We start from the raw sequence: 26,917 nt of genomic DNA, 5'->3' as shown, positions 1-26,917 counted from the left end.
TGTGGAAAATCCCGACAAAAGCCGCATATTGTTGGCAACAGCCGTTCGGAGTTACCAATGTTCAGCAAAGACCTAGAGCAAACAATCGGCCAGTGCTACAAGCGAGCACGCGAGGCGCGTCATGAGTTCATGACCGTCGAGCACCTGCTGCTCTCGCTGCTGGACAACCCTTCTGCGCAAGCCGTGCTCAAGGCCTGCGGGGCGGACCAGTTACGGCTGCACAACGACCTGGAACAGGCGATCGAGGCCTCGGTCTCACGCCTGGCCGAGGACGATGGCCGCGACACCCAGCCCACCCTGGGGTTCCAGCGTGTGCTGCAGCGTGCGGTCTACCACGTGCAGTCCTCGGGCAAGAAGGAAGTCACCGGTGCCAACGTGCTGGTCGCGATCTTTGGCGAAAAAGACTCGCACGCGGTGTATTTCCTGAATCAGCAGGACATCACCCGCCTGGACATCGTCAATTACCTGTCGCACGGCATCGCCAAGCTGGGCGAAGACGGTGAGCAGCCGTCCGCGTCCGACGGCGAGCCCAAGAGCGAGGGCGGGGAGGGCGAGGCCAAGGGCGACGCGCTGGCCGAGTACGCCACCAACCTCAACGAGCAGGCGCGCAACGGCAAGATCGACCCGCTGGTCGGCCGCGCCGATGAGATCGAGCGGACCATCCAGGTCCTGTGCCGTCGCCGCAAGAACAACCCGCTGTACGTGGGCGAGGCCGGCGTGGGCAAGACCGCGATCGCCGAGGGCCTGGCCAAGCGCATCGTCGACAACGACGTGCCGGAAGTGCTCGCCGATGCGGTGATCTTCTCGCTGGACCTGGGCGCGCTGGTCGCCGGCACCAAGTACCGCGGCGACTTCGAAAAGCGCCTCAAGGGCGTGCTGACTGCGTTGAAGAAGGTGCCCAACGCGGTGCTGTTCATCGATGAGATCCACACCATCATCGGCGCCGGCTCGGCCTCGGGCGGCACCATGGACGCTTCCAACCTGATCAAGCCGGCACTGGCATCCGGCGAGCTGCGCTGCATCGGCTCGACCACGTTCCAGGAATACCGCGGCATTTTCGAAAAAGACCGTGCATTGGCGCGTCGCTTCCAGAAGATCGACATCGTCGAGCCGACCGTCGGCGAAACCTTCGAGATTCTGCAGGGCCTCAAGCCCAAGTACGAAGCGCACCATGGCGTGACCTATGCCGACGACGCGTTGCAGGCGGCGGTGGACCTGTCGGTCAAGCATATCGGCGACCGCCTGTTGCCGGACAAGGCCATCGATGTGATGGACGAGGCCGGCGCGCGTCAGCGTCTGCTGCCCGATGGCGTGCGCAAGGAGCTGATCGACATCGAGGAGATCGAAACCATCGTGGCCAAGATGGCGCGCATTCCGGCCAAGCAGGTCAGTGCGACCGACAAGGACGTGCTGCAGCATCTGGAGCGCAACCTCAAGATGGTGATCTTCGGCCAGAACCCGGCCATCGAAACCCTGGCCGGTTCGATCAAGCTGGCGCGTTCTGGCCTGGCCAATCCGGAAAAGCCGATCGGCAACTTCCTGTTTGCCGGTCCCACCGGTGTCGGCAAGACCGAGGTGACCAAGCAGCTCGCGCTGCAGCTGGGCATCGAGCTGGTGCGTTTCGACATGTCCGAGTACATGGAAGCGCATTCGATCAGTCGCCTGATCGGCGCGCCTCCGGGCTACGTCGGCTTCGACCAGGGCGGCTTGCTGACCGAGAAGATCGTCAAGACGCCACACTGCGTGCTGTTGCTGGACGAGGTTGAAAAGGCGCACCCGGACATCTTCAACATCCTGTTGCAGGTCATGGACCGCGGCATCCTCACCGACACCAACGGGCGCGAAGCCAACTTCAAGAACGTGATCCTGGTGATGACCACCAACGCCGGTGCCACGCAGGCGTCGCGGCGGTCGATCGGCTTTACCAAGCAGGATCATTCCACCGACGCGATGGAGTCGATCCGCCGCGGGTTCACGCCGGAGTTCCGCAACCGTCTGGACGCGATCGTGCAGTTCCAGCCGTTGGGCTTCGACCACATCCTGCGCGTGGTGGACAAGTTCATCATCGAGCTGGAAATGCTGCTGCAGGAAAAGCACGTCTCGCTGTCGGCGACCCCGACCGCGCGCGATTGGCTGGCCCAGCACGGCTTCGACCCGCTGATGGGCGCGCGCCCGATGTCGCGGGTGATCCAGGAGAAGATCAAGCGTCCGCTGGCCGACGAGCTGCTGTTCGGCAAGCTGGTGGAAGGCGGCCGGGTCAACATCGACGTCAAGGACGGCGAGCTGGTGGTGGAAGCGCATCCGGAACCGGAGCGCTTGTTGCCGGCAACTGTCGACTGATCGCCGTAGCAGGTCGATGAGTTCCAGAAAAGCCGCTCGGATGAGCGGCTTTTTTATGCCCGGACGGTGCGATGTCGTGCCAACGGCGAGTGACCGCCTGATTGCCCGAACTCGCTCAGTGCAACACCCGGGTTCTGCAACCAGATCTGGCGACGCAGGATAGCCGGGGCGCGGGACAAGCAGGCACTGCCATCTGCTCAAGCGATGCGTTTGAAGGGCGGTGCCCGAGTGCGCGGTTTGAGGTCGGCCCGCGATCGGACATCCGTCAGCACTCACCGATCGCATTCGACCAACGAGTATGCAGCGCACCTGCCCACGCTTGGCTAAGACACACGCCCCTCACCAAATCGCGGGCACGACAAAAAGCGGCCAATGGCCGCCTTGCGTCTCACACCAGAACCGCTTACTTCATGCGGTAGGTAATACGACCCTTGGTCAGGTCGTAGGGAGTCATCTCAACTTTGACCCGGTCGCCAGTCAGGATGCGGATGTAGTTCTTGCGCATACGGCCGGAGATATGGGCGATGATTTCATGCCCGTTTTCCAGCTTGACCCGGAACGTGGTGTTGGGAAGCGTCTCGCTGACGCTGCCTTCGAATTCAATGGAGTCGTCTTTCGACATGTAATCCTGTGCAATCAAAGCTGGCCCGGAAGGGCCGTAAGGGACGGCATTTTACGCCCCATCTCCCCGTGGTGCAAATTTTATGTTAAGCGGGCTTCACCCAGCGCCGTGACGGGCCGTTCGCCGTAGCGTTCGGACCAGCTGCCGGCCGGTTCCGCCAGGCCAACCTGGCGCCGCACGTGCTGCAGAAACTCCGGGCGTGGCATGTGGTGCGCACCCAGGCTGAGCAGGTGCGGGTTTTCCACCTGCGCATCGATCAGCGGCCATCCGCGCGCATGCAGGTCGCCGGCCAGGGCGGCGAGTGCGACTTTCGAGCCGCCGCTTTCTGCGCTGAACATGCTTTCCCCGAAGAACATTCGGCCGACCGCCACGCCGTAGATGCCGCCGACCAGGCGCGTGCCATCGAACACTTCCAGTGAATGCGCGTGGCCGCGATGGTGCAGATCGACATATGCAGCCTGCATCTGCTCGGTAATCCAGGTGCCGTCCTGTCCGGGACGCGGACTGGACGCACAGGCGGCAATGACCTGTGCAAATGCAGTATCGGCACGCAGTGTCCAGCGGCAATTGCGCAACTGTCGCCTGAAGCGCGACGACAGGCGCACGCCATCAGTGCGAAAGACCATGCGCGGGTCCGGGCTCCACCACAGGATAGGTTGTCCGTCCGAAAACCAGGGGAAGATGCCGTGCGCATACGCGGTGAGCAGGCGTTGCGGCTGCAGGTCACCGCCGATGGCTAGCAGGCCATCGGGCTCGCGCAAGGCCCGTTCGACCGGAGGAAACGGACTGGCAGGGTCAGGTGACAGCAGGTGGGGCAGGGCGCGCGACATGGGCTGAGTCTAGCGGTGCCGCGCGCGCGTGGCGCGCATCGGGTCAGTCGCGAAACGGGCTGTGGTCTGCCAGTTCGATCGCATGCCTGGCCACGGCCTCGCGCTCGTCGGCGCACCACTGCGCCAGCGGTTCACGGAAACCCGGGTCGGCGATCCAGTGGCGGCTGCGGACAAGTGCCGGCAGAAAGCCGCGCGCGATCTTGTGCTCGCCCTGCGCGCCGGGCTCGAAGCGGGTCAGGCCCTCGCGCAGGCAGTATTCGATGCCCTGGTAATAGCAGGTTTCGAAGTGCAGCCCGGGCAGGGCTGCGCCGCCCCAGTAACGGCCGTAGAGCGTGTCGCGGCCACGCAGGCACAGTGCGCCGGCAATCGCCTGCCCATCAAGGTCGGCCAGGAACATCACCAGCTGACGGGGCAGATGCTGCGCCAGGTGGCGCAGGAATTGCGGAGTCAGGGCTGGCGAATTGCCGTACTCGTTGAAGGTCTTGAGATAGAAGCCGTACATGGCGTCCAGGTCCGCCTCGCTGGCCTCATCGCCATGCACCACGCGCAGCTGCACGCCGGCGCGCTGCACCTTGCCGCGTTCCTGGCGGATGTTCTTGCGGCGCTTGTGGTCCATCGCCGCCAGAAAACTCTCGAAATCGCTCCAGCCGCTGGTGTTGTGCCAGTGGTATTGCAGGTCGTTGCGTTCCAGCCAATCGGCATCGAATGCGGCATCTTCATCGGCCAGATGAAAATTCACATGCGCCGAGGACAGGCTGCTGCGGTCCACCAGCTCGCGCATCGCGGCCAACAGGTGTCCGCGCCATCTGGGCGCGCCGAGCAGGCGCGGGCCGGTCACCGGCGAGTAGGGCACCCCGCACAGCCACTTGGGGAAATACTCCTGCCCGTAACGCGCGTACGCGTGTGCCCATGCATGGTCGAACACGAACTCGCCGTGCGAGTTGTTCTTCAGGTATCCCGGCGCGGCGGCGACCAGCGTGTCGCCATCCCATAGCGTCAGGTGCAGCGGGTTCCAGCCCCAGTCCGGGCGCAGGCAGCCCTCCTGCTCCAGGCCTTCCAGGAACGCGTAAGAAATGAATGGGTGCGCGCCGTCGTGCAGCGCGTCCCAGGCACCGGTCGGAAGCTCGTCCAGCCGGCGGCACCAGCGGGCGGTGACGCTCATGCGTACGGCCCGCTGGTATCGGCGCTGTCCGCGCGGCGCGGCCGGCGGTCAGCAGCCACCTCAGGCGCTCTTGTCGAGGTAACGCTCGGCATCCAGCGCGGCCATGCAGCCGAAGCCGGCCGAGGTGATGGCCTGGCGGTAGTGCTGGTCGGCGACGTCGCCGGCCGCGAATACGCCGGCCACCGAGGTCTCGGTCGCTGCGCCGTTCAGGCCGGAGCGGATTTCCAGGTAGCCGTTGTTCATGGCCAGCTGGCCGTCGAACAGCTGCGTATTGGGGTGGTGGCCGATGGCGACGAAGAAGCCGTGCGCGTCGATGTCGCGGGTGCTGCCGTCGATGGTGGACTTGACCCGCACGCCGGTCACGCCGGCATCGTTGCCCAGCACTTCGTCGATGGCGTGGTGCCAGACGGTCTCGATCTTGCCAGCGGCGACCTTGGCGAACAGCTTGTCCTGCATGATCTTTTCGGCGCGCAGGGTGTCGCGGCGGTGCACCAGGTAGACCTTGCGGGCGATGTTGGACAGGTACAGCGCCTCTTCGACCGCGGTGTTGCCGCCACCGACCACCACCACGTCCTGATCCTTGTAGAAGAACCCGTCGCAGGTGGCGCAGGCAGACACACCGCGGCCCTTGAAGGCTTCCTCGCTGGGAATGCCCAGGTACTTGGCGGTGGCGCCAGTGGCGATGATCAGCGCGTCGCAGGTGTACTCGGCGCTATCGCCGGTCAGCCGGAACGGGCGCTGCGACAGATCGGCGGTATGGATGTGGTCGAAGATGACCTCGGTCTCGAAGCGCTCGGCGTGCGCCTGCATGCGATTCATCAGGTCCGGGCCCATCAGGCCATGGGGATCGCCCGGCCAATTGTCCACCTCGGTGGTGGTCATCAGCTGGCCGCCTTGCTGCAGGCCGGTGATCACCACCGGCTTGAGGTTGGCGCGGGCGGCGTAGACCGCGGCGGTCCAGCCGGCCGGGCCGGAGCCCAGGATCAGCAGGCGGGAATGCTTGGCGGGACTGGCAGATGAGGCGCTCATGTATACTCGCGATCTAGGAATTGGTAGGGACGGCACTGATAACAGCGCCCCCGTGGCGGCATAGAGTGGCGGTCCCCACCCGGTGAATCAAGGCGGCGCGATGGAACTGCTTGAACCGCAGATGGCATGGTCCGCCCGCAACGCATGTTCGACGCCGCCTTGTGCGGCGTTTTTCGTTGGCCGCCGGGCATGCTGGCAACCGGCGCTCATTCAACTGCTGAAACCGTGGCCTCAGTCGTTTATTATCAACCACTAACAGCATTTTTCTAAGGTCTGGCTACAGGTGGCAAAGCAGGTTCCCGAACGCAGCAAGCCCGCAGAGGGCAAATCGTCGTCGCGCAAGACGGCGGTGGCGGACAATCCGCGTCGGCAAAAGCTCTGGCGCGACCTGGCATTGATCGCGGTGGCGCCGTTGCTGCTGTATCTGCTGGCCAGCCTGTTCACCTACTCGGCGACCGATCCTGGCTGGTCGCGCACCGGCAATCTGGTCGCGCCGATCCACAACATGGGCGGCAGATTCGGCGCGATGGCAGCGGATGTGTTGCTGCAGCTGTTCGGTTACGTGGCCTTCCTGCTGCCGGTGATCCTGGGCGCAGTGGCCTGGATCGCACTGATCGGCGAGCGCGAGGAGCAGAGCCAGAGCGATCTCGGGCCGGCATTGCGGCTGGTCGGCATGGTGGGCTTCTTGATCTCTTCGACCGGCTTTTTGCACCTGCGCCTGTTCCAGGGCGAGGTGGCGGAGGCTGGCGGCATTCTCGGCAAGCTGGTCAGCGGCTCGCTCAGCTCGGGCTTTGGGGCGTTGGGCGCCAATCTGTTCGTGGTGGTGCTGTTGCTGGTTTCGATCACGCTGGCGACCGGGTTGTCGTGGTTTGCGGTGATGGAGCGCATCGGCAAGTGGGTGCTGGCGCTGGGCCCGTTGATGCAGCGCAAGACCCACCAGGCGACCGAGTGGCAGCAGACCCGCGTGATGCGCGAAGAGCGCGAGGAAGTGCGCAAGGTCGATGCGGTCAAGCAGGCCAAGCGTGAGCCGGTCAAGATCGAACCGCCGCCGGCACCGGTGGTGGAAAAGAGCGAGCGCGCCAAGCGCGATACGCAGATTCCGATGTTCCAGGGCGTGAGCACCGATGGTTCGGACCTGCCGCCGCTGGCCCTGCTGGACGACCCCAAGCCGCAGGCCAAGGGGTATTCGGAAGAGACGCTGGAGACGCTGTCGCGGCAGATCGAGTTCAAGCTCAAGGATTTCCGCATCGAGGCGCAGGTGGTCGGGGCCTATCCGGGCCCGGTGATCACCCGCTTCGAGATCGAGCCGGCGCCGGGCATCAAGGTCAGCCAGATCAGCTCGCTGGACAAGGACATTGCGCGCGGGCTGTCGGTCAAGTCAGTGCGCGTGGTCGACGTGATTCCGGGCAAGTCGGTGGTCGGCTTGGAAATCCCCAACGTCACCCGCGAGATGATCTTCCTGTCCGAGCTGCTGCGTTCCAAGGAATACGACAAGTCGGCCAGCCCGCTGACGCTGGCATTGGGCAAGGATATCGCCGGACGTCCGACCGTGGCCGATCTGGCGCGCATGCCGCATCTGCTGGTGGCCGGTACCACCGGCTCGGGCAAGTCGGTGGCGGTCAATGCGATGGTGCTGAGCCTGCTGTTCAAGGCTTCGCACAAGGAGCTGCGGATGCTGATGATCGACCCGAAGATGCTCGAACTGAGCGTCTACCAGGGCATCCCGCATCTGCTGGCGCCGGTGGTCACCGACATGAAGGAGGCCGCCAACGGCCTGCGCTGGTGCGTGGCCGAAATGGAACGCCGCTACAAGCTGATGAGCGCGGTGGGGGTGCGCAACCTGGCCGGCTTCAACAAGAAGGTCAAGGACGCCATCGACGCCGGCCAGCCGATGATGGACCCGCTGTTCAAGCCCAATCCCGAACTGGGCGAGGCGCCGCGGCCGCTGGAGACGCTGCCGTTCATCGTGATCTTCATCGACGAATTCGCCGACATGATGATGATCGTCGGCAAGAAGGTCGAAGAGCTGATTGCGCGTCTGGCGCAGAAGGCGCGTGCGGCCGGCATCCACTTGATCCTGGCCACGCAGCGCCCGTCGGTGGACGTGATCACCGGCCTGATCAAGGCCAATATCCCGACCCGCGTGGCCTTCCAGGTCAGCTCCAAGATCGACTCGCGCACCATCCTGGACCAGTCCGGCGCCGAGGCCCTGCTGGGCAATGGCGACATGCTGTACCTGCCGCCGGGCACCGCGCTGCCGGACCGTGTGCACGGCGCCTTCGTCAGCGACGAGGAAGTGCACCGGGTGGTCGAGCATCTGAAGGCCAGCGGGCCGGTGTCGTACGTGGAAGGCGTGCTGGACGAAGTGCAGACCATGGGCGATGGCACCGTGGTGGGCGCAACCGGCTTGCCCGAGAGCAGTGGTGGCGGCGGGGACGAGTCCGACCCGCTGTACGACGAGGCGCTGCGCATCGTCACCGAAACCCGGCGCGCATCGATCTCCGGTGTGCAGCGTCGCCTGAAGATCGGCTACAACCGCGCCGCGCGCCTGATCGAGGCAATGGAAGCGGCCGGGGTGGTCAGCCAGCCCGAGCACAACGGCGATCGCACCGTGTTGGCGCCGCCACCGCCGAAGTAAGCGTAGTGGCGACGTCGCTGCGCGGTGCGGCGCGCTGCGTTGGAACGCGGCGCATTGGGAACTCGGCGGGCAGGGGCTCCACTTGCGCAGGGCGCCCGCTTGATCGTGCTTGACCCGCCAGGCCTGCCGGTGCGGGACGCCGCATGCCGCATCTGCATTGTTCAAATCGCCGCAACCAGCGCTGCCGTACGCACCGATGCCGCATTGTTGGAAGCCGATACCTGTCATTGCCGGGCACACCGGCTACCCTAGCGGACAAGTGCCGCTCCGGCCCGTCGTGATCGAGACCCATGCTGCGTCGTCCCTTGTTGCTGCTCGTGCTGTTGATCTGCGCTCCGCTGCTTGCCCAGGCGCAGCAGCGCCCCGCGCCTGCCGCGGCGGCGCGCACCCAGGCCGATACCAACTACAGCTTCGTGCGCTATCGCGCCGACTACGAAGTGCGCGCCGATGCCAGCAGCGTGGAAACCGACGAATACGAGATACTGCTCAAGACCAAGTCGGCAGTGGAGCAGTTCAGCCAGGTGCGGCTGAGCTATAGCGAAAAGATGGAGACGCTGGAGGTGCTGGAGGCGTATACCGTCACCGCCGAGGGGCTGCGTCAGGACGTGGCGGCCGACAAGATCTACACCCAGGAAAGCTATTCCAGCGCCTCGGCAGCGATGTATGCCGACCGCAAGGTCAAGGTCGTGGTGTTCCCGAACCTGGCGCCGGGTGCGCGCATCGTCTATCGGGTGCGACGTGCGCAGAACACGCCGTACTTCCCCGGTTACTTCAGCCTGTGGGAAACCTTCAGCGTATTCGCGCAGTACGACGATGCGGTGGTGACATTGGTCGCGCCCAAGTCGCTGCCGATGCATCTGTCCGCGCGTGGTCTGCAGGGCAGCACCAAGCCGGTGGTGCGTGGCGATCAGGCGCGCTGGGAATGGCGCTACCAGCGCTCCACGCCGATGAAGAACCAGAACTGGAGTGCGGCGACCTGGGAGTTCAGCCCCACGCTGATGGCCAGCACCTTCGACAGCTGGTCGCAGATGGGCCTGGCCTATCACGTCAAGGGCGGACGCGCCGCCGCGGTGACGCCGGCGATCCGGTCGTTGGCCGACGAGGTGACCCGCGGTATCGATGAGCCGCGCGCGCAGGCCGCTGCGTTGTATGCGTGGGTGGCGCGCAATATCCGCTACGTGGCGGTGTACCTGGGCAACGGCGGTCTGGAGCCCAACAGTGCCGACAGCATCCTGGCCAACCACTACGGCGACTGCAAGGACCACACCGTGATCCTGGAAGCCTTGCTGGCGGCCAAGGGCATCGCCAGCACACCGGTGCTGATCGGCGCGGAAGGCGGTCCGACGCTGCCGGCAATCCCGGTGCTGGGGCGCTTCAATCACGCCATCACCTATATCCCGGCCTTCGATCTCTACGTCGATTCGACCAACCCGTACGCGCGCTTCGGCCAGCTGCCGGCCAGCGATCTCGGCGCGCCGGTCGTGCATACACGCGACGGTAAGGTCACCCAGACCCCGCCCAACGATCGCAAGGTCAACCGCTACGTTGCCCGTACCGAATACCGCTTCACGCCGCAGGGCGGCTTGCAGGGCATGACGACGCTGGACAGCGGCCAGACCGGCGAAGTGGGGTTGCGCGCGATGTTCGTGCAACTCAATGCGCAGAACCGCAACCGCATCGAGGAATCGATCATTGCCCAGTCCGGTTTCGTTGGCACCGGGGATCTGCTGATTCAGGGCGATCCGCTGGATCTGGAGGCGCCGTTCAACTATCGCTACAGCTTCCTGGCCAACGATGCGGTGGATTTTTCGGTGGTCGGCGGTATGACCTTGCCGGACATGCCGGGTGCCGAGTCGACGCGCGGGATTTACACCACCACCTCGGCCGAAGACAACCTGACCCCGTTCTACTGCAACGACAGCGTGCGCGAGGAAACCTACGTGGTGACCTTCCCCGACACGGTGCCGATCATCGCCATCCCGCGCAGCAGCACCTTTCGCAATGCCGCCGGCGAGTACGCGGTGGACTGGTCGCGCCAGGGACAGACGGTCACTGCGGTCCATCGTCTGCAACGTGCGGCGGTGCACGGGCCGCAGGCCTTGTGCCAGCCACAGGATTACCGTGCGTTTCGCGAGTTGTATCAGCAGGTGCGACGCGGCTTCCGCGGGCAGATCGTCTACGGCGATCTGTCCAAGGTGCAGACTGCGCACTGAGCCAGGCCGCTGCCGCTGCATGAACGCCGCCGTCCGATAGCGCTCGCCCATTCATCTATGAAGCTTCAGAATTGGCGTACTCCTTCCTGGAAGACCGCGATGCATCGTCAGCTCCGTTATGCCGTCCTCGCCACCGCCCTGTTCGCCGGCACCGCGTTTGCCGGTGCGCGCCAGGAGCTGGACACGTTCACCCGTGGCCTGAAGGGCCTGGATGGGCAGTTCAACCAGCAGGTCACCGATGCCAACGGACGGGTCAAGGAGCGTTCGAGCGGGCGGGTGGCACTGTCGCAGCCGCGCCAGTTCCGCTGGGAATACGCCAAGCCTTACAAGCAACTGATCGTGGCCGACGGCAAGAAAGTGTGGGTCTTCGATCCCGACCTGGAGCAGGTCACGGTGCGTGCACAGGGCAACGAAGAGCAGAACAGCCCGCTGGTGGCATTGATCGACCCCGCGCGGCTGGACAAGCAATACGATGTTAGCGAAGAAGCGGCCCCGCGTGATGGCCTGCAGTGGCTGTCGCTGACGCCGAAGGTCGACACCGAGGCCAGCTTCCAGATGGCGTCGCTGGGCTTCGGCAAGGATGGCTTGGCCAAAATGGAAGTGGTCGATGCGGTAGGTCAACGCACTGCGATCAGTTTCAGTGGCTGGAAGCGCAACCCCGCGTTCGCGGCCGACACTTTCCGTTACGCCCCGGCCAAGGGCGTGGATGTGGTGGGCGACGCGCAGTAACCCTGTAGTTGCGGGGCACTGACTCTGCATCGTCAGGCTGCGCTCCGAGCCCCTTGCGCTTTGCCCGCGGATATCGCGCCTTTCTGCGCGAAGGCGTCTGCACGGCGCCTGTCGTGCTCCGGATGCGGTCGCCAACGTGCATCAGTGCCGCGAACGCCTGTGCGACCGTGCGAGTCCTGTCGCGTCCGCGCAACACCACATGGCTGCAATGCGATAACGCCCCGCCGCGATAGAATGAGCTGTGGCACGAACCAGATCCACCATCGACAGCACCGCCGATCTGCTTAGCGTGGACGCGGACCATCTGCGCCCGCTCGCAGAGCGCATGCGTCCGCGGACGCTGGACGAAATGGTCGGCCAGAAACGCCTGTTGACGCCCGACAGTGCGCTGCGTCGCGCGGTGGAATCCGGTCGCGTGCATTCGATGATCCTGTGGGGTCCGCCGGGATGCGGCAAGACCACGCTCGCGTTGCTGCTGGCGCACTACGCGGATGCCGAATTCAAGGCGATTTCCGCAGTGTTGTCGGGGCTGCCCGATGTGCGCCAGGTGCTGGCCGAGGCCGCGCAGCGGTTCGCCAGCGGCCGTCGCACCGTATTGTTCGTCGACGAGGTGCATCGCTTCAACAAGGCGCAGCAGGATGCGTTTTTGCCGCATATCGAACGCGGCACCATCCTGTTCGTCGGTGCGACCACGGAAAACCCGTCGTTCGAATTGAACTCGGCCTTGCTGTCGCGCTGCCGCGTGCACGTGCTGGAATCGGTGTCGCCGCAGGACATCGTCGAAGCGCTGCAGCGGGCCTTGCACGACCCCGAGCGCGGGTTGGGGCAGGAGACGATCCAGGTCAGCGACGCGTCGTTGCTGGAAATCGCCAGTGCGGCCGACGGTGATGTACGGCGCGCATTGACCCTGCTGGAGATCGCCGCCGAACTGGCGGGCGGCGAGGGCGGGGAAATCACGCCGCAGACGCTGCTGCAGGTGCTGGCCGACCGCACCCGCCGTTTCGACAAGAACGGCGAGCAGTTCTACGACCAGATCTCGGCGCTGCATAAATCGGTACGCAGCTCCAATCCGGATGCGGCGCTGTACTGGCTCACCCGCATGCTCGACGGCGGTTGCGACCCGGCGTATCTGGCGCGGCGTCTGACCCGCATGGCGATCGAGGACATCGGTCTGGCCGACCCGCGCGCGCAGAGCATGGCGCTGGAGGCCTGGGATATTTACGAGCGCCTCGGCAGTCCGGAAGGCGAGCTGGCGTTCGCACAACTGGTGCTGTACCTGGCCAGCACCGCAAAATCCAATGCCGGCTACGCGGCCTTCAATCAGGCCAAGGCCGAGGTGCGCGCGACCGGCACGCAAGAGGTGCCGCTGCATCTGCGCAATGCACCGACCAAACTGATGAAGACGCTCGGCTATGGGCAGGATTATCAATACGACCACGATGCCGAAGGCGGCATCGCGCTGGACCAGACCGGGTTTCCGGATGCGATGGGCGAGCGGGTGTACTACAACCCGGTGCCGCGCGGGCTGGAGATCAAGCTGAAAGAAAAGCTGGATCGGCTGCGCGAGGCACGTGCGCAGGCGCGGGCTGACAAGGCCGGCAAACCCACGGCATAATCGCCCGTACAGGAGATGGCATTCCTCCTTGAACCGCGCGCACTCTGCGTGCTGATGATGCCTGCCACCCCCGCCGGGGCGGCAGGCCTGTGCCCCGGCATCGCTTCTTGACTCAGGATGGATGACGCCGATGTCGCACGCTATTTCTCCGAATACTCTCCCCGATAGCGGGGTGCACGCATGAATGCACCGGTGTGGTGGCAACAGCTGTTGCTGGCGATGACCGGCGGTGCACTGGGTTCCGGTTTGCGTTTTGCCATTGGCGCGTCGTTGTTGCAGCGCTTCGGTACCGGTTTTCCGTGGGGAACGCTGGCGGTGAATCTGCTCGGCTCGTTCGTCGCCGGCGTACTGCTGGTCTGGCTGGATGCGCGCGGACCATCGAGCTGGCCGCTGCGGGCCCTGTTGATCGTCGGCGTGATCGGCGGGCTGACCACGTTTTCATCGCTGATGATGGAATGCCTGGTGTTTGCGCGTACCGATCGGTCCACGATGATCGGCGTGTATCTGGCAATGACGCTGGTGGCCGGGCTGTTGCTGGTGTTTGCGGGTGCGCGGACAGGCCAGTGGCTGGTGACGCGCTAGGCATCGGCCTTGTTGTAGGTGCTGAAGTTTGCTGGCGAAGGCTTCCCGGCGGCATTGCATGCGGCGGTTATCTCGGGGTGTGCGGCACTGCGGGCGCGGCGGTTCCCACGATGCAGCCGAGCGCTGCGGTCGCTAAAACAGAGCGCAACAAGGTGCGATCGGCGCACCCACCGGAGATGTCGACTGGTGCAAGTGATTCCGCTCGCAGCGCAGCTCCGGCCGACGACGGGTTGCGGTTGGCCATAAAGAAGGCGTGCTTGCGCACGCCTTCGGTCACTGCTGATCGCGTTCGCGAGATCGGCACCTTGGCCGATCTCGTCGAACCCGTGCTTACAACGCTTCGATGATGCCTGCCGCGCCCATGCCGGTGCCGATGCACATGGTGACCATGCCGTACTTCTGCTGACGGCGACGCAGGCCGTGCACCAGGGTGGCGGCACGGATCGCGCCGGTCGCGCCCAGCGGATGGCCGAGGGCGATCGCGCCGCCCAGCGGATTGACCTTGGACGGATCCAGCTCGCTGTCGCGGATCACCGCCAAGGCCTGCGCGGCGAAGGCTTCGTTGAGCTCGATCCAGTCGAGTTGGTCCTTGGTCAGGCCGGCCTGCTTGAGTGCCTTGGGAATGGCTGCGATCGGGCCGATGCCCATGACTTCCGGGCGCACGCCGGCCACCGAGAAGCTGACGAAACGCGCCAGCGGGGTCAGGCCGTAATCCTTGATCGCCTGCTCGGAGGCCAGCAGCACCGCACCGGCGCCGTCGCTCATCTGCGAGGAATTGCCGGCGGTGACGCTGCCGCCGAACTGGCCGTTGCGGAACACCGGGCGCAGCTTGGCCAGGCCTTCGAGCGAGCTGTCCGGGCGCGGGCCTTCGTCGGTGTCGACCAGGCGCTTGCGCAGCGCGATGACATTGCCGGCCAGGTCGGGCTGGTGCGACAGGATTTCGTACGGAGTGATCTCGTCGCGGAATTCGCCTGCGGCAATGGCGGCGATGGCCTTCTGATGCGATGCCAGCGCAAACGCATCCTGGTCCTCGCGCGAGACCTTCCATTCCTCGGCGACTTTCTCGGCGGTAATGCCCATGCCATAGGCGATGGCGACGTGGTCGTCGGCAAAGACGTTCGGCGACATGGCGACCTTGTTGCCCATCATCGGCACCATCGACATCGACTCGGTACCGCCTGCCAGCATCAGGTCGGCATTGCCCAGACGGATCTGGTCGGCCGCCATCGCCACCGCCTGGATACCGGACGAGCAGAAGCGATTGATGGTCTGGCCGGCGACGGTGTTGGGCAGGCCGGCGAGCAGCACGCCGATGCGCGCCACGTTCATGCCTTGCTCGCCCTCCGGCATCGCGCAGCCGATGATGGCGTCGTCGATGCGCGACAGATCGATGCCCGGCGCCTGCGCGACCACCGCGCGCAGCACGTGCGCCAGCATGTCGTCGGGACGGGTGTTGCGGAACACGCCCTTCGGCGCCTTGCCGACCGGGGTACGGGTGGCGGCAACGATGTAGGCTTCTTGAATCTGCTTGCTCATGGCTATCTCCGATAGCCGGGATTGGGGATTCGGGATTGGGGATTCGCAACTGCGGATCCTGATTCCTGAATGTTCCTGCCCGGCGGATGAATTTGGTGGAAGCGAGAATGGTGGAGGGCAGGGGACCCGCTGTTACGAATCCCCAATCCCGACTCCCGAATCTCAGTTCCTGAGAGGCTTACCCGTCTTGAGCATGTGCCCAATCCGCGCCTGGGTCTTTTCCTGCTGGGCCAGTTCGACGAAGTGCTTGCGCTCTAGCTTGAGCAGCCATTCTTCGTCCACCAGCGCGCCGCGATCGACCTCGCCGCCGCACACGACCGTGGCGATGCGGGTGGCGATCTCGTAGTCGTATTCGCTGATGAAGCGGCCTTCCAGCATGTTGACCAGCAGCATCTTGAAGGTGGCGATGCCCACGTCGCCGGCGACCTGGATGCGGCGTGCCGGCAACGGCGCGCGGTAGCCGCCTTCGGCCAGTGCGCGCGCTTCGGCCTTGGCGATGTGCAGTGCCTCGTAGCTGTTGAAGACGATCTTGTCGGTGGTGCGCAGCAGGCCCAGCTCCTGGGCGTTGACCGCCGAGTTGGAGACCTTGGCCATCGCGACGGTTTCGAAGGTCTTCTTCAGCTCGGCGAACACATCGCCGCCCGGACCTGCCGCCACCGAGGCACGCGCCGCGATCTCCTTCAGGCCACCACCGGCCGGCAGCAGGCCGACGCCGGCTTCGACCAGGCCGATATAGCTTTCCAGCGAGGCCACGGTCTTGGCGCTATGCATCTGGAACTCGCAACCGCCACCCAGCGCCAGCCCGCGCACCGCCGAAATCACCGGCACCTGCGCATACTTGATGCGCTGGCTGGTGGCCTGGAAGTTGGCGACCAGCGCTTCGAACGCGTCCACCTTGCCGGCCTGCAGCAGACCCAGCGCACCGGCCAGATCGGCACCGGCGGAGAAGGGCTCCTTCTGCTGCCAGATCACCAGGCCGGCGAAGTCCTTCTCCGCACGACCCACCACGTCCTGCAGACCATTGAGAACATGGTCGGACACGGTGTTCATCTTGGTCTTGAAGCTGACCACGGCGATGTCGTCGCCGTCATGCCACATGCGCACGCCGTCGTTTTCGAAAACGGTCTCGCCCGGCGAAAACTGCTCGCCCAGCAGCGGATCGGGGAAGCGCTGGCGCTTGTACACCGGCAGCGCCGAGCGCGGCAGCTTGGCGTCGCGCGCAGGGCTGTAGGAGCCTTCGGCACCATGCACGCCGTCGCGACCGTCGAAGACCCAGTTCGGCAACGGTGCGCTGCTCATGCTCTTGCCGTTGGAGATGTCTTCGGCAATCCACTGCGCCACCTGCTTCCAGCCGGCGGCCTGCCAGGTCTCGAACGGGCCCAGCGACCAGCCGTAGCCCCAGCGGATCGCCAGGTCCACATCGCGCGCGGTCTCGGCGATATCGGCCAGGTGATAAGCGCTGTAGTGGAACAGGTCGCGGAACGTGGCCCACAGGAACTGCGCCTGCGGGTGCTGGCTTTCGCGCAGCTTGGCGAACTTTTCGGCCGGGTTCTTGATCTTGAGGATCTCCACCACCTCGGGTGCGGCAGTGCGATCGGCGGCGCGGTAATCCTGCTTTTCCAGGTCCAGCACCACGATGTCCTTGCCCACCTTGCGGAAGATGCCGGCGCCGACCTTCTGTCCCAGCGCACCCTTGGCGATCAGCGCATCCAGCCACTTCGGCGACTTGAAATACTCGTGCCACGGATCGTCGGGCAGAGTGTCGCCCATGGTCTTGATCACGTGCGCCATGGTGTCCAGGCCGACCACGTCGGAGGTGCGGTAGGTCGCCGACTTCGGGCGGCCGACCAGCGGGCCGGTCAGGCCATCCACTTCATCGAAACCCAGGCCGAATTGCTGGGTGTGATGGATGGTGGACAGGATCGAGAACACGCCGATGCGGTTGCCGATGAAGTTCGGGGTGTCCTTCGCATACACCACGCCCTTGCCCAGCGTGGTGACCAGGAAACTCTCCAGTCCTTCGAGCACGGCCTTGTCGGTGCCCCTGGCCGGGATCAGCTCGGCCAGGTGCATGTAGCGCGGCGGGTTGAAGAAATGCACGCCGCAGAAGCGATGGCGCAACTGCTCCGGCAGCACGTCGGAGAGCTTGTTGATGCCCAGGCCCGAGGTGTTGGACGCCAGCACCGCATGCTCGGACACGAACGGGGCGATCTTCTTGTACAGGTCCTGCTTCCAGTCCATGCGCTCGGCGATCGCCTCGATGATCAGGTCGCAGTCGCGCAGCTGTTCCAGGCCGCTCTCGTAGTTGGCCGGTGTGATCGCCTCGGCCAGCGCCTTGCTGGCGAGCGGGGCGGGGCTGAGTTTGCCGAGATTGGCGATGGCCTTGAGCACGATGCCGTCGGCGGGACCTTCCTTGGCGGGCAGGTCGAACAGCACGGTGTCGACGCCGGCATTGGTGAGGTGCGCGGCGATCTGCGCGCCCATGACGCCGGCACCGAGCACGGCGGCGCGACGAACTAGCAACGGATTGGACATAGCAATTAGCCTCTTGGTGGAACGTTTACGGTGTGGAATGAGCGCGGAAACCGGGTTCCGCGAAACGAATGAGTTCGCGCGCGGCCCGCGCACGGTGGTCGGCCTCGCTGACCCCTGCCGGGCGCTTGATCAGCCCGAAATCGGCCATCGCGTAGGTAAGCGCCCCGGCCAGAAAGTCCAGCCGCCAGTACAGCTCCTCCTTGCTCAGGCCCGGCACGCAACCGGCAATGGCCTTGCCGAATTCGCGCAGGACATGACCGTAATGGTCGGACAGGAACTTGCGCAGGTTGTCGTTCTTTTCCGCATAGGCCCGGGCGATCACACGTACGAAGGCGCCGCCGTTCTGGCGGTCCTGCGCCATCGCCAGGGCCGGCTCGACGAATGCGGCCAGCACCGCGGTGAGCTCGCCGGGCTGGGATTTTTTCGCCGCCTCCAGCTGTTGCAGTCGCGCGGCTGTCATTTCGTCCATGCGACGGCGGAACACCTCGTTGACCAGGTTTTCCTTGGAGCCGAAGTGGTAGTTGACCGCGGCGATGTTGACGTCGGCCTGGGTGGTCAGCTGCCGCAGCGAGGTGCCGGCAAACCCATGCTGGGCGAACAGCTCCTCGGCGGCACCGAGAATGCGGTCCTTGGTGGAGAAGTGGGCGGGCTTGGGCATGCGCTGGGGCCGGACTCAATCAAACGATTGTTTGAGTCTACGGGCTTGGTTGCGGGCAGGTCATGCGGCAATGCAGCACGATTCAGGGGGCGGTGTGCAAACATGCGGGCGACGAGATAGAATTGACCATCGCAAAGAAGCCTAAGCCCGCGTTTTGACGCGGGTTTTTTTCATGATAACCTCGGGCCTTCAGTGGCCCGCCCAACGGAGAATTCCCAATGGCGCTGGAGCGCACCCTGTCCATCATCAAGCCTGATGCCGTCGCCAAGAACGTCATTGGCGAAATCTACAGCCGCTTCGAGAAGGCTGGCCTGAAAGTGGTGGCCGCCAAATACAAGCAGTTGTCGCGCCGGGAAGCCGAAGGCTTCTATGCCGTTCACCGCGAGCGTCCGTTCTTCAATGCGCTGGTCGAATTCATGATTTCCGGCCCAGTGATGATCCAGGCGCTGGAAGGCGAGAATGCCGTTGCCGCGCATCGCGACCTGCTGGGCGCGACCAATCCCAAGGACGCTGCGCCGGGCACCATCCGCGCCGATTTCGCCGACTCGATCGATGCCAATGCCGCCCACGGCTCGGATTCGGTCGAGAACGCTGCCAATGAAGTCGCCTATTTCTTCGCCGCAACAGAAGTGGTCTCGCGCTGAGGCCGAGAGAGTCGAATCGTGAATGAGGTCGTGATCCCCTCCGTGTTGCAGGACGTCCCAGTCCGTACCCCGGAACTGCGCAAGCAGAACCTGCTCGACCTCGACCGCGAGGGACTGGAGCGCTTCTTCGCCGACACGCTCGGCGAAGCGCGCTACCGTGCCCATCAGGTGATGAAGTGGATTCACCACCGCTACGTCACCGATTTCGACCAGATGACCGACCTCGGTAAGGCATTGCGTGCGAAGTTGCACCAGCATGCCGAGGTGCTGGTTCCCAATGTGGTGTTCGACAAGCCGTCCACCGACGGGACCCACAAATGGCTGCTGGCTATGGGGACCGACGGCAAGAACGCCATCGAAACGGTCTACATCCCCGACAAGGGCCGCGGCACGCTGTGCGTGTCGTCCCAGGTCGGCTGCGGGTTGAACTGCACGTTCTGTTCGACCGCCACCCAGGGCTTCAATCGCAACCTCACCACCGCCGAAATCATCGGGCAGGTATGGGTTGCTGCGCGCCATCTGGGCAACGTGCCGCACCAGCAACGCCGCCTCACCAATGTGGTGATGATGGGCATGGGCGAGCCGTTGATGAATTTCGACAACGTCGTGCGCGCGATGAGTGTGATGCGCGACGATCTGGGCTATGGCCTCGCCAGCAAGCGGGTGACGCTGTCGACCTCCGGTCTGGTCCCGATGATCGACCGGCTTTCCACCGAAAGCGATGTCTCGCTGGCGGTCTCGTTGCACGCCGCCAACGACGCGCTGCGCGAGAGCCTGGTGCCGCTGAACAAGAAGTACCCGATCGCCGAGTTGATGGAATCCTGCGCGCGCTATCTGCGTGGCAGCAAAAAGCGCGACTCGGTGACCTTCGAATACACCTTGATGAAGGGCATCAACGACCAGCCGGAGCACGCACGCCAGCTGGCCAGATTGATGCGTCAGTTCGACAATGCGGTGCAGTCCAAGGATGCCGGCAAGGTCAACCTGATTCCGTTCAATCCCTTCCCCGGCACGCGTTACGAGCGTTCCGGAGAGACGGAGATCCGCGCATTCCAGAAGATTCTGCTCGACGCGCAGGTGCTGACGATGGTTCGCCGTACGCGTGGCGACGACATCGATGCGGCATGCGGGCAGCTCAAGGGGCAGGTCATGGACCGTACCCGTCGCCAGGCGGAATTCCGCCGCACATTGGAAGGGCAGGCCGATCGAGATGCGGCAGCGTGAACTCGCGTTAATGGCCGCCGTGGCGATCGCGCTGTGCGCGGCCGGCTGCGGTGGTCGCAATGCCAAGGCCGGCTCGGCCAAGCGCGTGGAAGAAGTGGCGCCGGTCTATTCGTTCCGCGACAACAAGGCCACCAAGGATCGCTTGGCGGTGCGGGAAAAGCTCGGCCTGGCCAGCAACCGGATGCAGACCGGCGACTATGTCGGCGCCGAAGAGCAGATCCGCGCCGCGTTGAAGAAAGATCCGCAGTCGGTGGATGCGATCGGCATGTTGGCCCTGATCCAGGGTGGGCGCGGCGATGTTGCCGGCTCCGGCGCATCCTATCGCCGTGCCGCCGAACTGGCGCCGCAGCGCGGCGACGTGTTGAACAATTATGGCGCGTGGGTGTGCGCCAATGGGTCGCCTGCCGAGTCGCTGATCTGGTTCGATCGCGCACTGGCCGACCGAACCTACGCATCGCCTGCGTCCGCGCTCGGCAATGCAGGCGGTTGCGCACTCAAGGCGGGGCAGCCCGAGCGAGCGGCAAGCGATTTGCGCAAGGCGCTCGACATGGATCCGGGCAATCCTTATGCGTTGGAGTCGATGGCGCGGCTGGAGGCCGGGCGTCGCAATTATTTCGAAGCACGTGCCTTTATCGAACGCCGGCTTGCGGCTGCACCGGTAACGGCTTCCGTGTTACAACTCGCCATTCAGATTGAGCAAGGGCTAGGCGACAAGGTAGCTGCCAGCCGTTACCAACAGCGGTTGGTCAAGGAATTTCCTGACGCAGCGACCGCTAACCCCGGGGCCAATGCATTGTGATCAGTGATTCCAATCCGAACCCTTTCGAGCAGGAAAAGGGCTGCGGGCCGCAGTTGCGCGAGGCGCGCGAAGCAGCAGGTCTGAGTGTGGACGATGTCGCTGGCAAGCTACGCATGCCGGCGCACGTGGTGCGATCGCTTGAGCAGGAAGACTGGCAGCGCCTGGGCGCGCCGGTCTTCGTTCGCGGTCAGTTGCGCAGTTATGCGCGGCTGTTGCAGGTGGATCTGGAGCCGTCGCTGCAACAGGCCAGCATCGCGCCGATCGAACCGGTGAAGCTGGTCAGCCACACCCATACCCCGCGTGCGCGCCGCATTCTCGAAAGCACCGCACGCAAGGCGATGTATGTCGTCATCACCGGCGTGTTCGCTGTGCCGGTCTGGTATGCGACACGCTCGCATCTGGATGGCAAGGGGCCGAGTACGGTGTCGCTGGACAGCATGCCGGTCGCAGCGAAGACCAGTGCTCCCGCCAACCCTGCAGCGCCGCCGGCCGCGCCGCGCGAGCAGCCGGCACCGTACATCGCATCGATGACGCCTGTGCCGCGTGCGACGCCTGAGGCCGAGGCGGCACCGGCAGTGGCGGACGCCGGCAAACACCTGTCGCTGAGTTTCAGCGGCGACAGCTGGGTGCAGATCCTGGCACCGGATGGCAGTGCAGTGGAAAAAGCACTGATCCGCGCCGGCGAGCATCGCAGCTATTCGCCGGGGCAGGTGGGCCGCATCGTACTGGGCAATGCGTCGGCGGTAGAGGTTCAGCAAGGCGGCAGTATCGTCGATGTGAAACCGTTCCAGCGCGCTAACGTGGCCCGTTTTGCGGTATCCTCCGACGGCTCCGTGGTACCTGCTTCCGAGTGAAGCGGACTGCGGTTTTTCATTTTCCCCTTTTGATGTTCCGCGCCTCCGGGATGACGGAGCGAGAGTACGCATGGCGATCGACGATCTGCTGGACGAACACGAACAAGGCGAACGCGTTCGTTCCTGGTTGAGAAAGAATGGCGCGGGACTGGTGGGCGGCGTCCTGCTCGGACTGGCCCTGATCCTGGGCTGGCAGTGGTGGCAGAAGCGCACCAATACCGAATTGGTCCAAGCCAACGCGCGGTACGAAGCGGTGGTGAAGTCGATCCAGGCCAAGGACCTGGACAAGGCGGCCAAGGACATCGTGGCGCTCGACGACGGCAAAGGCGGCATCTATGCCGAGCTGGCTGCGTTACGTCTTGCCAAGTCGCAGGTCGATGCCGGCAAGCACGCCGAAGCGATCAAGACGCTGCGCGACGTGCCTGCAGAAGGCGAGCTCAAGCACATCGTGCAACAGCGTCTGGCGCGCGTGCTGACCGAGAGCGGCAAGCCGGATGAGGCGATCAAGCTGCTGGCCGACGCGCAGGATCACGCCAGCCTGGAGATCCGCGCCGATGCGCTGGTTGTTCAGGGCAAGACCGATGAAGCGCGTGCGTTGTACGCCAAGGCATTGACCACGGTCGATGTGGCCTCGCCGCAGCGCCGGTTGCTGGAAACCAAGCTGATGGATGTGGGCGGCAAAGTGCCCGATCCGGCGGAGCAGATTTGATGAAGCAGGACACCATGTACAAGCGCATTGCGTTGATCGCCCTGATGGGCATGTCGTTGGCCGGTTGCAGCACGGTCAAGGGCTGGTTTGCCGGTAAGGATGCTGCTGCCAAGAAGGCGCAGGAACCTGCCGAGCTGGTCAAGTTCGAGCCATCGGTCAAGGTCGACAAGATCTGGTCCACCGGCATCGGCAAGGGTGAAGGACACATCGGCGTGCGTCAGCGGCCGGCCGTCGCCGATGGCAAGGTTTATGCCGCAGCGATCACCGGCGGCGTGCAGGCGCTGGATCTGCAGACCGGCAAGCGCGTGTGGGAATACAAGCCCAAGAAAGAAGAGCGTAACGACCGCAAGTTCAAGCAGCGCCTGTCCGGTGGTCCCGGCGTCGGCGAAGGCCTGGTGGTGATCGGGACCTTGTCTGGCGACGTGATTGCGTTGAACCAGGCCGACGGCACCGAGAAGTGGCGCGCCAAGGTGCCCAACGAAGTGATCGCCGCGCCCGCCATTGCACAGAACCTGGTGCTGGTGCGTAGCAACGACGGCCGCGTCAGTGCCTTCGATGCGGCGACCGGCGAGCGTCGCTGGTTCCATGCCGAAGAAGGCCCGACCCTGTCGGTGCGCGGCAATGCGCCGATCGTGACCGGCCCGGGCGTGGTGTTTGTCGGTAACGACAGCGGCACCTTGAGTGCGCTGGCGCTGCAGGATGGCCGCCCGTTGTGGGAACAGGCGATCGGCGTGCCGGAAGGTCGCACCGAGCTGGAGCGCATGTCCGACGTGGACGGCGCGCCCGTACTGGATGGCACCACCCTGTACGCCACCAGCTTCAAGAACGAAACCCTCGCGCTGGAAGGCCCGAGCGGCCGTCCGCTGTGGACGCGCGATCATGGCGGCGCCGGCGGCGTTGGTGTGTCGTCGGCCGTGGTGGTGGTGTCCGACAACGCCGGTTCGGTGTGGGGCCTGGACAAGAGCAGCGGCGCGGCGATGTGGTCGCAGGCTGCCTTGGCGCGTCGCTCGCTGACCGGTGTGGCCATCCAGGGCGATTACGCCGTGGTTGGCGATTACAAAGGCTACCTGCACTGGCTGAAACTCAGCGACGGTGCACTGGCCGCGCGCGCTCGCGCTGGACGCGACACGCTGCTGGCGCAGCCGGTGGTCGTCGATGGCATTCTGCTGGTACAAAACACCGACGGCGATCTCACCGCCTTCCGGTTGGCACAATAAGGACCTTGCGATGCTGCCCCTGGTCGCCCTGGTTGGACGGCCCAATGTCGGCAAGTCCACCATCTTCAATGCGCTGACGCGCACCCGTGACGCGCTGGTCCACGACCAGCCCGGCGTCACCCGCGACCGTAACTACGGCGTCTGCCGTCTGGACGAGCAGCAACCCTTCATCGTTGTCGATACCGGTGGTATCGCCGGCGACGAGGAAGGCCTGGCCGGCGCCACCGCGCGTCAGGCGCGTGCAGCCGCTGGCGAAGCGGATCTGGTGTTGTTCGTGGTCGATGGCCGCGAAGGCGCGTCTTCGCTGGATGACGAGATCCTGGCCTGGTTGCGCAAGCTGGCGCGGCCGACCGTGCTGGTCATCAACAAGATCGACGGCACCGACGAAGAGACCGTGCGCTCGGAATTTGCGCGCTACGGCTTCTCCGATGTGGTGGCGCTGTCTGCTGCGCATCGGCAGGGTATCGACGAACTGCTTGAGGAAGTCGGTGCACGGCTCCCGGAGGAAGGGTCCGGCGAGTTGCTGGACAACGACCCGGCGCGTGTGCGGATCGCCTTCGTGGGCCGCCCGAACGTGGGCAAGTCGACGCTGGTCAATCGCCTGCTCGGCGAGGAGCGCATGATCGCTTCCGAAGTGCCGGGCACCACCCGCGATTCGATCGCGGTGGACCTGGAGCGCGATAATCGTCAGTACCGCCTGATCGACACCGCCGGCCTGCGCCGCCGCGGCAAGGTGGAAGAGGCCGTCGAGAAATTCAGTGCGTTCAAGACGCTGCAGGCGATCGAGCAATGCCAAGTCGCGGTGCTGATGCTGGACGCGACCGAAGGTGTGACCGATCAGGACGCGACGATTCTCGGCGCGATTCTGGATGCCGGCCGCGCCCTGGTGGTGGCGATCAACAAGTGGGATGGGCAGAGCGACTACCAGCGTGCGCAGGCCGAAGACCTGCTGTCGCGCAAGCTGGGCTTTGTCAGCTGGGCCGAGGCGGTGCGGATTTCTGCGTTGCACGGCTCGGGCATGCGCGAGTTGTTCCAGGCGATCCATCGCGCCCACGCGTCGGCCACGCACGAGTTCAGCACCAGCGAAGTCAACCAGGCGCTGGAAATCGCCTACGAGACCAATCCGCCGCCGAGCATCCGTGGCCACGTTTCCAAGCTGCGTTACGTGCATCCGGGTGGCGCAAATCCGCCGACCTTCATCGTGCATGGCACGCGCCTGAAGGTGCTGCCGGAGTCGTACAAGCGCTATCTGGAGAATTTCTTCCGCAAGCGCTTCAAGCTGGTCGGCACGCCGGTACGCTTCATCTTCCGCGAAGGCGCCAATCCGTACGAGGGCAAGAAGAACACGCTCACCGAACGGCAGGTGGCGCGCAAACGGCGGTTGATGAAGCACGTCAAGGGCAAGTAGGCGGGGTCTGATCACGCCTGGCCAGCTTTCGCCAGGTGGATACAGTGTTGGTGCGCGTTGGGCCCGCCCTGATCGAATGTTTCAACAGCTGCGCACGCGAAAGTCACGTGCTTCGGACGACTGCATGGTCGTTTTGCCAGCCGCTCTAAGTCGTCGTGTCGCACTGGTATCCTGCGCGACATGACCGACTATCCCTCCCGTATTGCGTATGCGCAGGCGCTGCAGATTCTGCAGGCCGTTGCAGCCAACAGCCGCCCGCCCGATGAGAACATCGCCACCGCGCGTGCCGATGGGCGGATTTGCGCTGCCGACCTGATCGCGCCGCTCGCCCTGCCGCCATTCGCCAACAGCGCGATGGACGGCTTTGCGTTGCGGCATGTCGATATCGCTGGCGGCGATGCGTCGTTGCAACTGGTCGGCGAACAATTCGCCGGCGAGCGTTGGGCCGGCACGCTGAGCGCGGGGCAATGCCTGCGCATCACCACCGGCGCGCCGCTGCCGGATGGCGCCGATACTGTCATTCCGAAGGAAGATGCCGACGAGCGCGATGGCGTGGTGCGCTTCCGCACGACGCCTGCATCGGGCACTGCGGTGCGGCTGGCCGGTAGCGACGTGCGTGCCGGCGATCTGGTGATCCAGACCGGGCAGGTGCTGACCCCGGCCCGCATCGGGCTGGCGGCGGCGCTGGGCGTCTCGCGGCTGGCGGTCGCGCCGCGGCCGACCATCGCGGTGCTGGCGACCGGCGATGAATTGGTGGAGCCTGGCATGCCGCTCGGCCCCGGCCAGATCTACAACAGCAACCGCGACATGCTGATGGCGCAGCTGCGGGCGCTGGGCTATGCGCCGACCGCATGGCCGACCTTGCCGGACGATCCGCAGCGTATCCGCACCATGCTGGAAGATGCGGCGGCGGCCTTCGATGTGGTGATCACCTGCGGCGGCGTATCGGCTGGTGAAAAGGATTACCTGCCGCGCCTGATCCAGGAACTGGGGCGGATCCATTTCTGGCGTGTGCGCATGCGCCCGGGCATGCCGGCGGTGTTGGGGCAGATCGGGCGCTGCCTGGTATTGGGCCTGCCGGGCAACCCGGTGTCTGTCCTGGCGACGTTGATCGCCTACGGTGTGCCGTTGCTGGACGGGCTACAGGGGCGCAGCGAGCCGCGTCCGGTGTGGCACGCGGCGCTGGCAAGTGCCTGGGAAAAGCGCCACGAGCGCCTGGAATTTTTGCGCGGCCGGCTTGAGTGCGGCGTTGACGGACGCTTGAGCGCGCAGCCGCATCGAGGCGACGCGTCGCATCTGCTGCGTGGGGCGGCCGACAGCAATGCGCTGATCGTCCTGCCGGAACAGGCGCGTCGCTTCGAGGCAGGCGAGATCGTGCAAGTGATTCCGTACGCGTTGTAGCCCTGCAGCGAGGCGAAACGGGTCTAGCCCGGGATGCCAAGCCCCGCGGATTGCGGTGCTGCGAGCGGCGCTGCGAAGGCCTAGCGACTCGGCTTCAGGCGCTAACGAGCCTGGTGTGGTGCGGCAGCGCGGCTGACGGATCCGCTCCATCGGCCAGCTTTCCGGCTTGCTC

Annotated in this window: 21 protein-coding genes and 1 riboswitch; of the genes, 14 read left to right on the top strand and 7 right to left on the bottom strand. The window is 64.9% G+C overall.

Annotated elements, in window-relative coordinates; translation table 11 throughout:
• The first annotated feature begins 57 nt into the window (after positions 1-57).
• A complete protein-coding gene (gene clpA / locus FHY18_RS01140; protein ID WP_259149900.1) occupies positions 58-2,340 on the top strand; it encodes an ATP-dependent Clp protease ATP-binding subunit ClpA in 2,283 nt (760 codons plus the stop codon).
• A gap of 403 nt (positions 2,341-2,743) precedes the next feature.
• Here clpA and infA read toward each other — a convergent pair whose 3' ends face one another.
• The 4 genes from infA to trxB all read right to left on the bottom strand — a co-directional run bounded on the left by infA (position 2,744) and on the right by trxB (position 5,983).
• Positions 2,744-2,962, bottom strand: coding sequence for a translation initiation factor IF-1 (infA, locus tag FHY18_RS01135; protein WP_002813418.1), 219 nt, complete (start codon positions 2,960-2,962; stop codon positions 2,744-2,746).
• Between the two features lie 80 nt (positions 2,963-3,042).
• Entirely contained in the window at positions 3,043-3,792 is a 750-nt protein-coding gene (gene aat, locus FHY18_RS01130) for a leucyl/phenylalanyl-tRNA--protein transferase (RefSeq protein WP_259149873.1), read from the bottom strand.
• A gap of 43 nt (positions 3,793-3,835) precedes the next feature.
• Complete coding sequence (locus FHY18_RS01125) at positions 3,836-4,954, bottom strand: GNAT family N-acetyltransferase (RefSeq protein WP_259149872.1); 1,119 nt, start codon at positions 4,952-4,954, stop codon at positions 3,836-3,838.
• A 60-nt stretch (positions 4,955-5,014) separates the two neighbouring features.
• The gene (gene trxB, locus FHY18_RS01120) at positions 5,015-5,983 is read right to left on the bottom strand and encodes a thioredoxin-disulfide reductase (protein WP_259149871.1); all 969 of its coding nucleotides are present in this window, start codon (positions 5,981-5,983) and stop codon (positions 5,015-5,017) included.
• A 283-nt stretch (positions 5,984-6,266) separates the two neighbouring features.
• On the opposite strand from trxB, the gene FHY18_RS01115 reads away from it, so the two are divergent.
• The 5 genes from FHY18_RS01115 (at position 6,267) to crcB (ending at position 13,760) form a co-directional block, all read left to right on the top strand.
• Positions 6,267-8,621: a DNA translocase FtsK gene (locus tag FHY18_RS01115; protein ID WP_046964042.1), complete on the top strand. Its 2,355-nt coding sequence runs from the start codon at positions 6,267-6,269 to the stop codon at positions 8,619-8,621.
• Between the two features lie 290 nt (positions 8,622-8,911).
• Complete coding sequence (locus FHY18_RS01110) at positions 8,912-10,834, top strand: DUF3857 and transglutaminase domain-containing protein (protein ID WP_259149869.1); 1,923 nt, start codon at positions 8,912-8,914, stop codon at positions 10,832-10,834.
• A gap of 57 nt (positions 10,835-10,891) precedes the next feature.
• Positions 10,892-11,563: an outer membrane lipoprotein chaperone LolA gene (gene lolA, locus FHY18_RS01105; protein WP_259149867.1), complete on the top strand. Its 672-nt coding sequence runs from the start codon at positions 10,892-10,894 to the stop codon at positions 11,561-11,563.
• A gap of 325 nt (positions 11,564-11,888) precedes the next feature.
• Positions 11,889-13,178: a replication-associated recombination protein A gene (locus FHY18_RS01100; protein WP_259152450.1), complete on the top strand. Its 1,290-nt coding sequence runs from the start codon at positions 11,889-11,891 to the stop codon at positions 13,176-13,178.
• A 2-nt stretch (positions 13,179-13,180) separates the two neighbouring features.
• Positions 13,181-13,249: riboswitch (Fluoride riboswitch) on the top strand.
• A gap of 109 nt (positions 13,250-13,358) precedes the next feature.
• Complete coding sequence (gene crcB, locus FHY18_RS01095; protein WP_259149866.1) at positions 13,359-13,760, top strand: fluoride efflux transporter CrcB; 402 nt, start codon at positions 13,359-13,361, stop codon at positions 13,758-13,760.
• A 330-nt stretch (positions 13,761-14,090) separates the two neighbouring features.
• Here crcB and FHY18_RS01090 read toward each other — a convergent pair whose 3' ends face one another.
• The 3 genes from FHY18_RS01090 to FHY18_RS01080 all read right to left on the bottom strand — a co-directional run bounded on the left by FHY18_RS01090 (position 14,091) and on the right by FHY18_RS01080 (position 18,489).
• Complete coding sequence (locus FHY18_RS01090; protein ID WP_016901771.1) at positions 14,091-15,296, bottom strand: acetyl-CoA C-acyltransferase; 1,206 nt, start codon at positions 15,294-15,296, stop codon at positions 14,091-14,093.
• 162 nt (positions 15,297-15,458) lie between these two features.
• Positions 15,459-17,831, bottom strand: a complete 2,373-nt coding sequence (locus tag FHY18_RS01085) for a 3-hydroxyacyl-CoA dehydrogenase/enoyl-CoA hydratase family protein (RefSeq protein WP_259149864.1) — start codon at positions 17,829-17,831, stop codon at positions 15,459-15,461.
• Between the two features lie 25 nt (positions 17,832-17,856).
• Positions 17,857-18,489, bottom strand: coding sequence for a TetR/AcrR family transcriptional regulator (locus tag FHY18_RS01080; RefSeq protein WP_007963815.1), 633 nt, complete (start codon positions 18,487-18,489; stop codon positions 17,857-17,859).
• Between the two features lie 218 nt (positions 18,490-18,707).
• Here FHY18_RS01080 and ndk point away from each other — a divergent pair, with 218 nt between their 5' ends.
• The 8 genes from ndk to glp all read left to right on the top strand — a co-directional run bounded on the left by ndk (position 18,708) and on the right by glp (position 26,745).
• A complete protein-coding gene (ndk, locus tag FHY18_RS01075; RefSeq protein ID WP_002812972.1) occupies positions 18,708-19,133 on the top strand; it encodes a nucleoside-diphosphate kinase in 426 nt (141 codons plus the stop codon).
• A gap of 30 nt (positions 19,134-19,163) precedes the next feature.
• A complete protein-coding gene (gene rlmN, locus FHY18_RS01070) occupies positions 19,164-20,357 on the top strand; it encodes a 23S rRNA (adenine(2503)-C(2))-methyltransferase RlmN (protein WP_259152449.1) in 1,194 nt (397 codons plus the stop codon).
• Between the two features lie 10 nt (positions 20,358-20,367).
• Positions 20,368-21,156, top strand: a complete 789-nt coding sequence (pilW, locus tag FHY18_RS01065; RefSeq protein ID WP_259152448.1) for a type IV pilus biogenesis/stability protein PilW — start codon at positions 20,368-20,370, stop codon at positions 21,154-21,156.
• Positions 21,153-22,010, top strand: coding sequence for a helix-turn-helix domain-containing protein (locus FHY18_RS01060; RefSeq protein WP_259149452.1), 858 nt, complete (start codon positions 21,153-21,155; stop codon positions 22,008-22,010). The genes pilW and FHY18_RS01060 overlap by 4 nt, the downstream gene beginning before the upstream one ends.
• Before the next feature lie 70 nt (positions 22,011-22,080).
• On the top strand, positions 22,081-22,719 hold the full coding sequence (locus tag FHY18_RS01055) for a tetratricopeptide repeat protein (protein WP_259149451.1): 639 nt from the start codon (positions 22,081-22,083) through the stop codon (positions 22,717-22,719).
• Positions 22,719-23,936, top strand: a complete 1,218-nt coding sequence (gene bamB, locus FHY18_RS01050; RefSeq protein ID WP_259149450.1) for an outer membrane protein assembly factor BamB — start codon at positions 22,719-22,721, stop codon at positions 23,934-23,936. The genes FHY18_RS01055 and bamB overlap by 1 nt, the downstream gene beginning before the upstream one ends.
• A 10-nt stretch (positions 23,937-23,946) precedes the next feature.
• The gene (der, locus tag FHY18_RS01045) at positions 23,947-25,344 is read left to right on the top strand and encodes a ribosome biogenesis GTPase Der (protein ID WP_259149449.1); all 1,398 of its coding nucleotides are present in this window, start codon (positions 23,947-23,949) and stop codon (positions 25,342-25,344) included.
• Positions 25,345-25,524: 180 nt separating this feature from the next.
• Complete coding sequence (glp, locus tag FHY18_RS01040) at positions 25,525-26,745, top strand: gephyrin-like molybdotransferase Glp (RefSeq protein WP_259149448.1); 1,221 nt, start codon at positions 25,525-25,527, stop codon at positions 26,743-26,745.
• The last annotated feature ends 172 nt before the right edge of the window (positions 26,746-26,917 follow it).

It is taken from the genome of Xanthomonas sp. 3793, from assembly GCF_024806835.1.
Classification (GTDB): Bacteria; Pseudomonadota; Gammaproteobacteria; order Xanthomonadales; family Xanthomonadaceae; genus Xanthomonas; species Xanthomonas arboricola_F.
Note: the sequence above shows the minus strand (reverse complement) of the source record. Positions and strands in the feature narration are given on the sequence as shown.

What these genes read in the sequence shown, in the direction of transcription:
- clpA (WP_259149900.1), top strand. Translation starts at nt 58, where the DNA reads ATGTTCAGCAAAGACCTAGAGCAAACAATCGGCCAGTGCTACAAGCGA.
- infA (WP_002813418.1), bottom strand. Translation starts at nt 2,962, where the DNA reads ATGTCGAAAGACGACTCCATTGAATTCGAAGGCAGCGTCAGCGAGACG.
- aat (WP_259149873.1), bottom strand. Translation starts at nt 3,792, where the DNA reads ATGTCGCGCGCCCTGCCCCACCTGCTGTCACCTGACCCTGCCAGTCCG.
- FHY18_RS01125 (WP_259149872.1), bottom strand. Translation starts at nt 4,954, where the DNA reads ATGAGCGTCACCGCCCGCTGGTGCCGCCGGCTGGACGAGCTTCCGACC.
- trxB (WP_259149871.1), bottom strand. Translation starts at nt 5,983, where the DNA reads ATGAGCGCCTCATCTGCCAGTCCCGCCAAGCATTCCCGCCTGCTGATC.
- FHY18_RS01110 (WP_259149869.1), top strand. Translation starts at nt 8,912, where the DNA reads ATGCTGCGTCGTCCCTTGTTGCTGCTCGTGCTGTTGATCTGCGCTCCG.
- lolA (WP_259149867.1), top strand. Translation starts at nt 10,892, where the DNA reads ATGAAGCTTCAGAATTGGCGTACTCCTTCCTGGAAGACCGCGATGCAT.
- FHY18_RS01100 (WP_259152450.1), top strand. Translation starts at nt 11,889, where the DNA reads ATGCGTCCGCGGACGCTGGACGAAATGGTCGGCCAGAAACGCCTGTTG.
- crcB (WP_259149866.1), top strand. Translation starts at nt 13,359, where the DNA reads ATGAATGCACCGGTGTGGTGGCAACAGCTGTTGCTGGCGATGACCGGC.
- FHY18_RS01090 (WP_016901771.1), bottom strand. Translation starts at nt 15,296, where the DNA reads ATGAGCAAGCAGATTCAAGAAGCCTACATCGTTGCCGCCACCCGTACC.
- FHY18_RS01085 (WP_259149864.1), bottom strand. Translation starts at nt 17,831, where the DNA reads ATGTCCAATCCGTTGCTAGTTCGTCGCGCCGCCGTGCTCGGTGCCGGC.
- FHY18_RS01080 (WP_007963815.1), bottom strand. Translation starts at nt 18,489, where the DNA reads ATGCCCAAGCCCGCCCACTTCTCCACCAAGGACCGCATTCTCGGTGCC.
- ndk (WP_002812972.1), top strand. Translation starts at nt 18,708, where the DNA reads ATGGCGCTGGAGCGCACCCTGTCCATCATCAAGCCTGATGCCGTCGCC.
- pilW (WP_259152448.1), top strand. Translation starts at nt 20,368, where the DNA reads ATGGCCGCCGTGGCGATCGCGCTGTGCGCGGCCGGCTGCGGTGGTCGC.
- FHY18_RS01055 (WP_259149451.1), top strand. Translation starts at nt 22,081, where the DNA reads ATGGCGATCGACGATCTGCTGGACGAACACGAACAAGGCGAACGCGTT.
- bamB (WP_259149450.1), top strand. Translation starts at nt 22,719, where the DNA reads ATGAAGCAGGACACCATGTACAAGCGCATTGCGTTGATCGCCCTGATG.
- der (WP_259149449.1), top strand. Translation starts at nt 23,947, where the DNA reads ATGCTGCCCCTGGTCGCCCTGGTTGGACGGCCCAATGTCGGCAAGTCC.
- glp (WP_259149448.1), top strand. Translation starts at nt 25,525, where the DNA reads ATGACCGACTATCCCTCCCGTATTGCGTATGCGCAGGCGCTGCAGATT.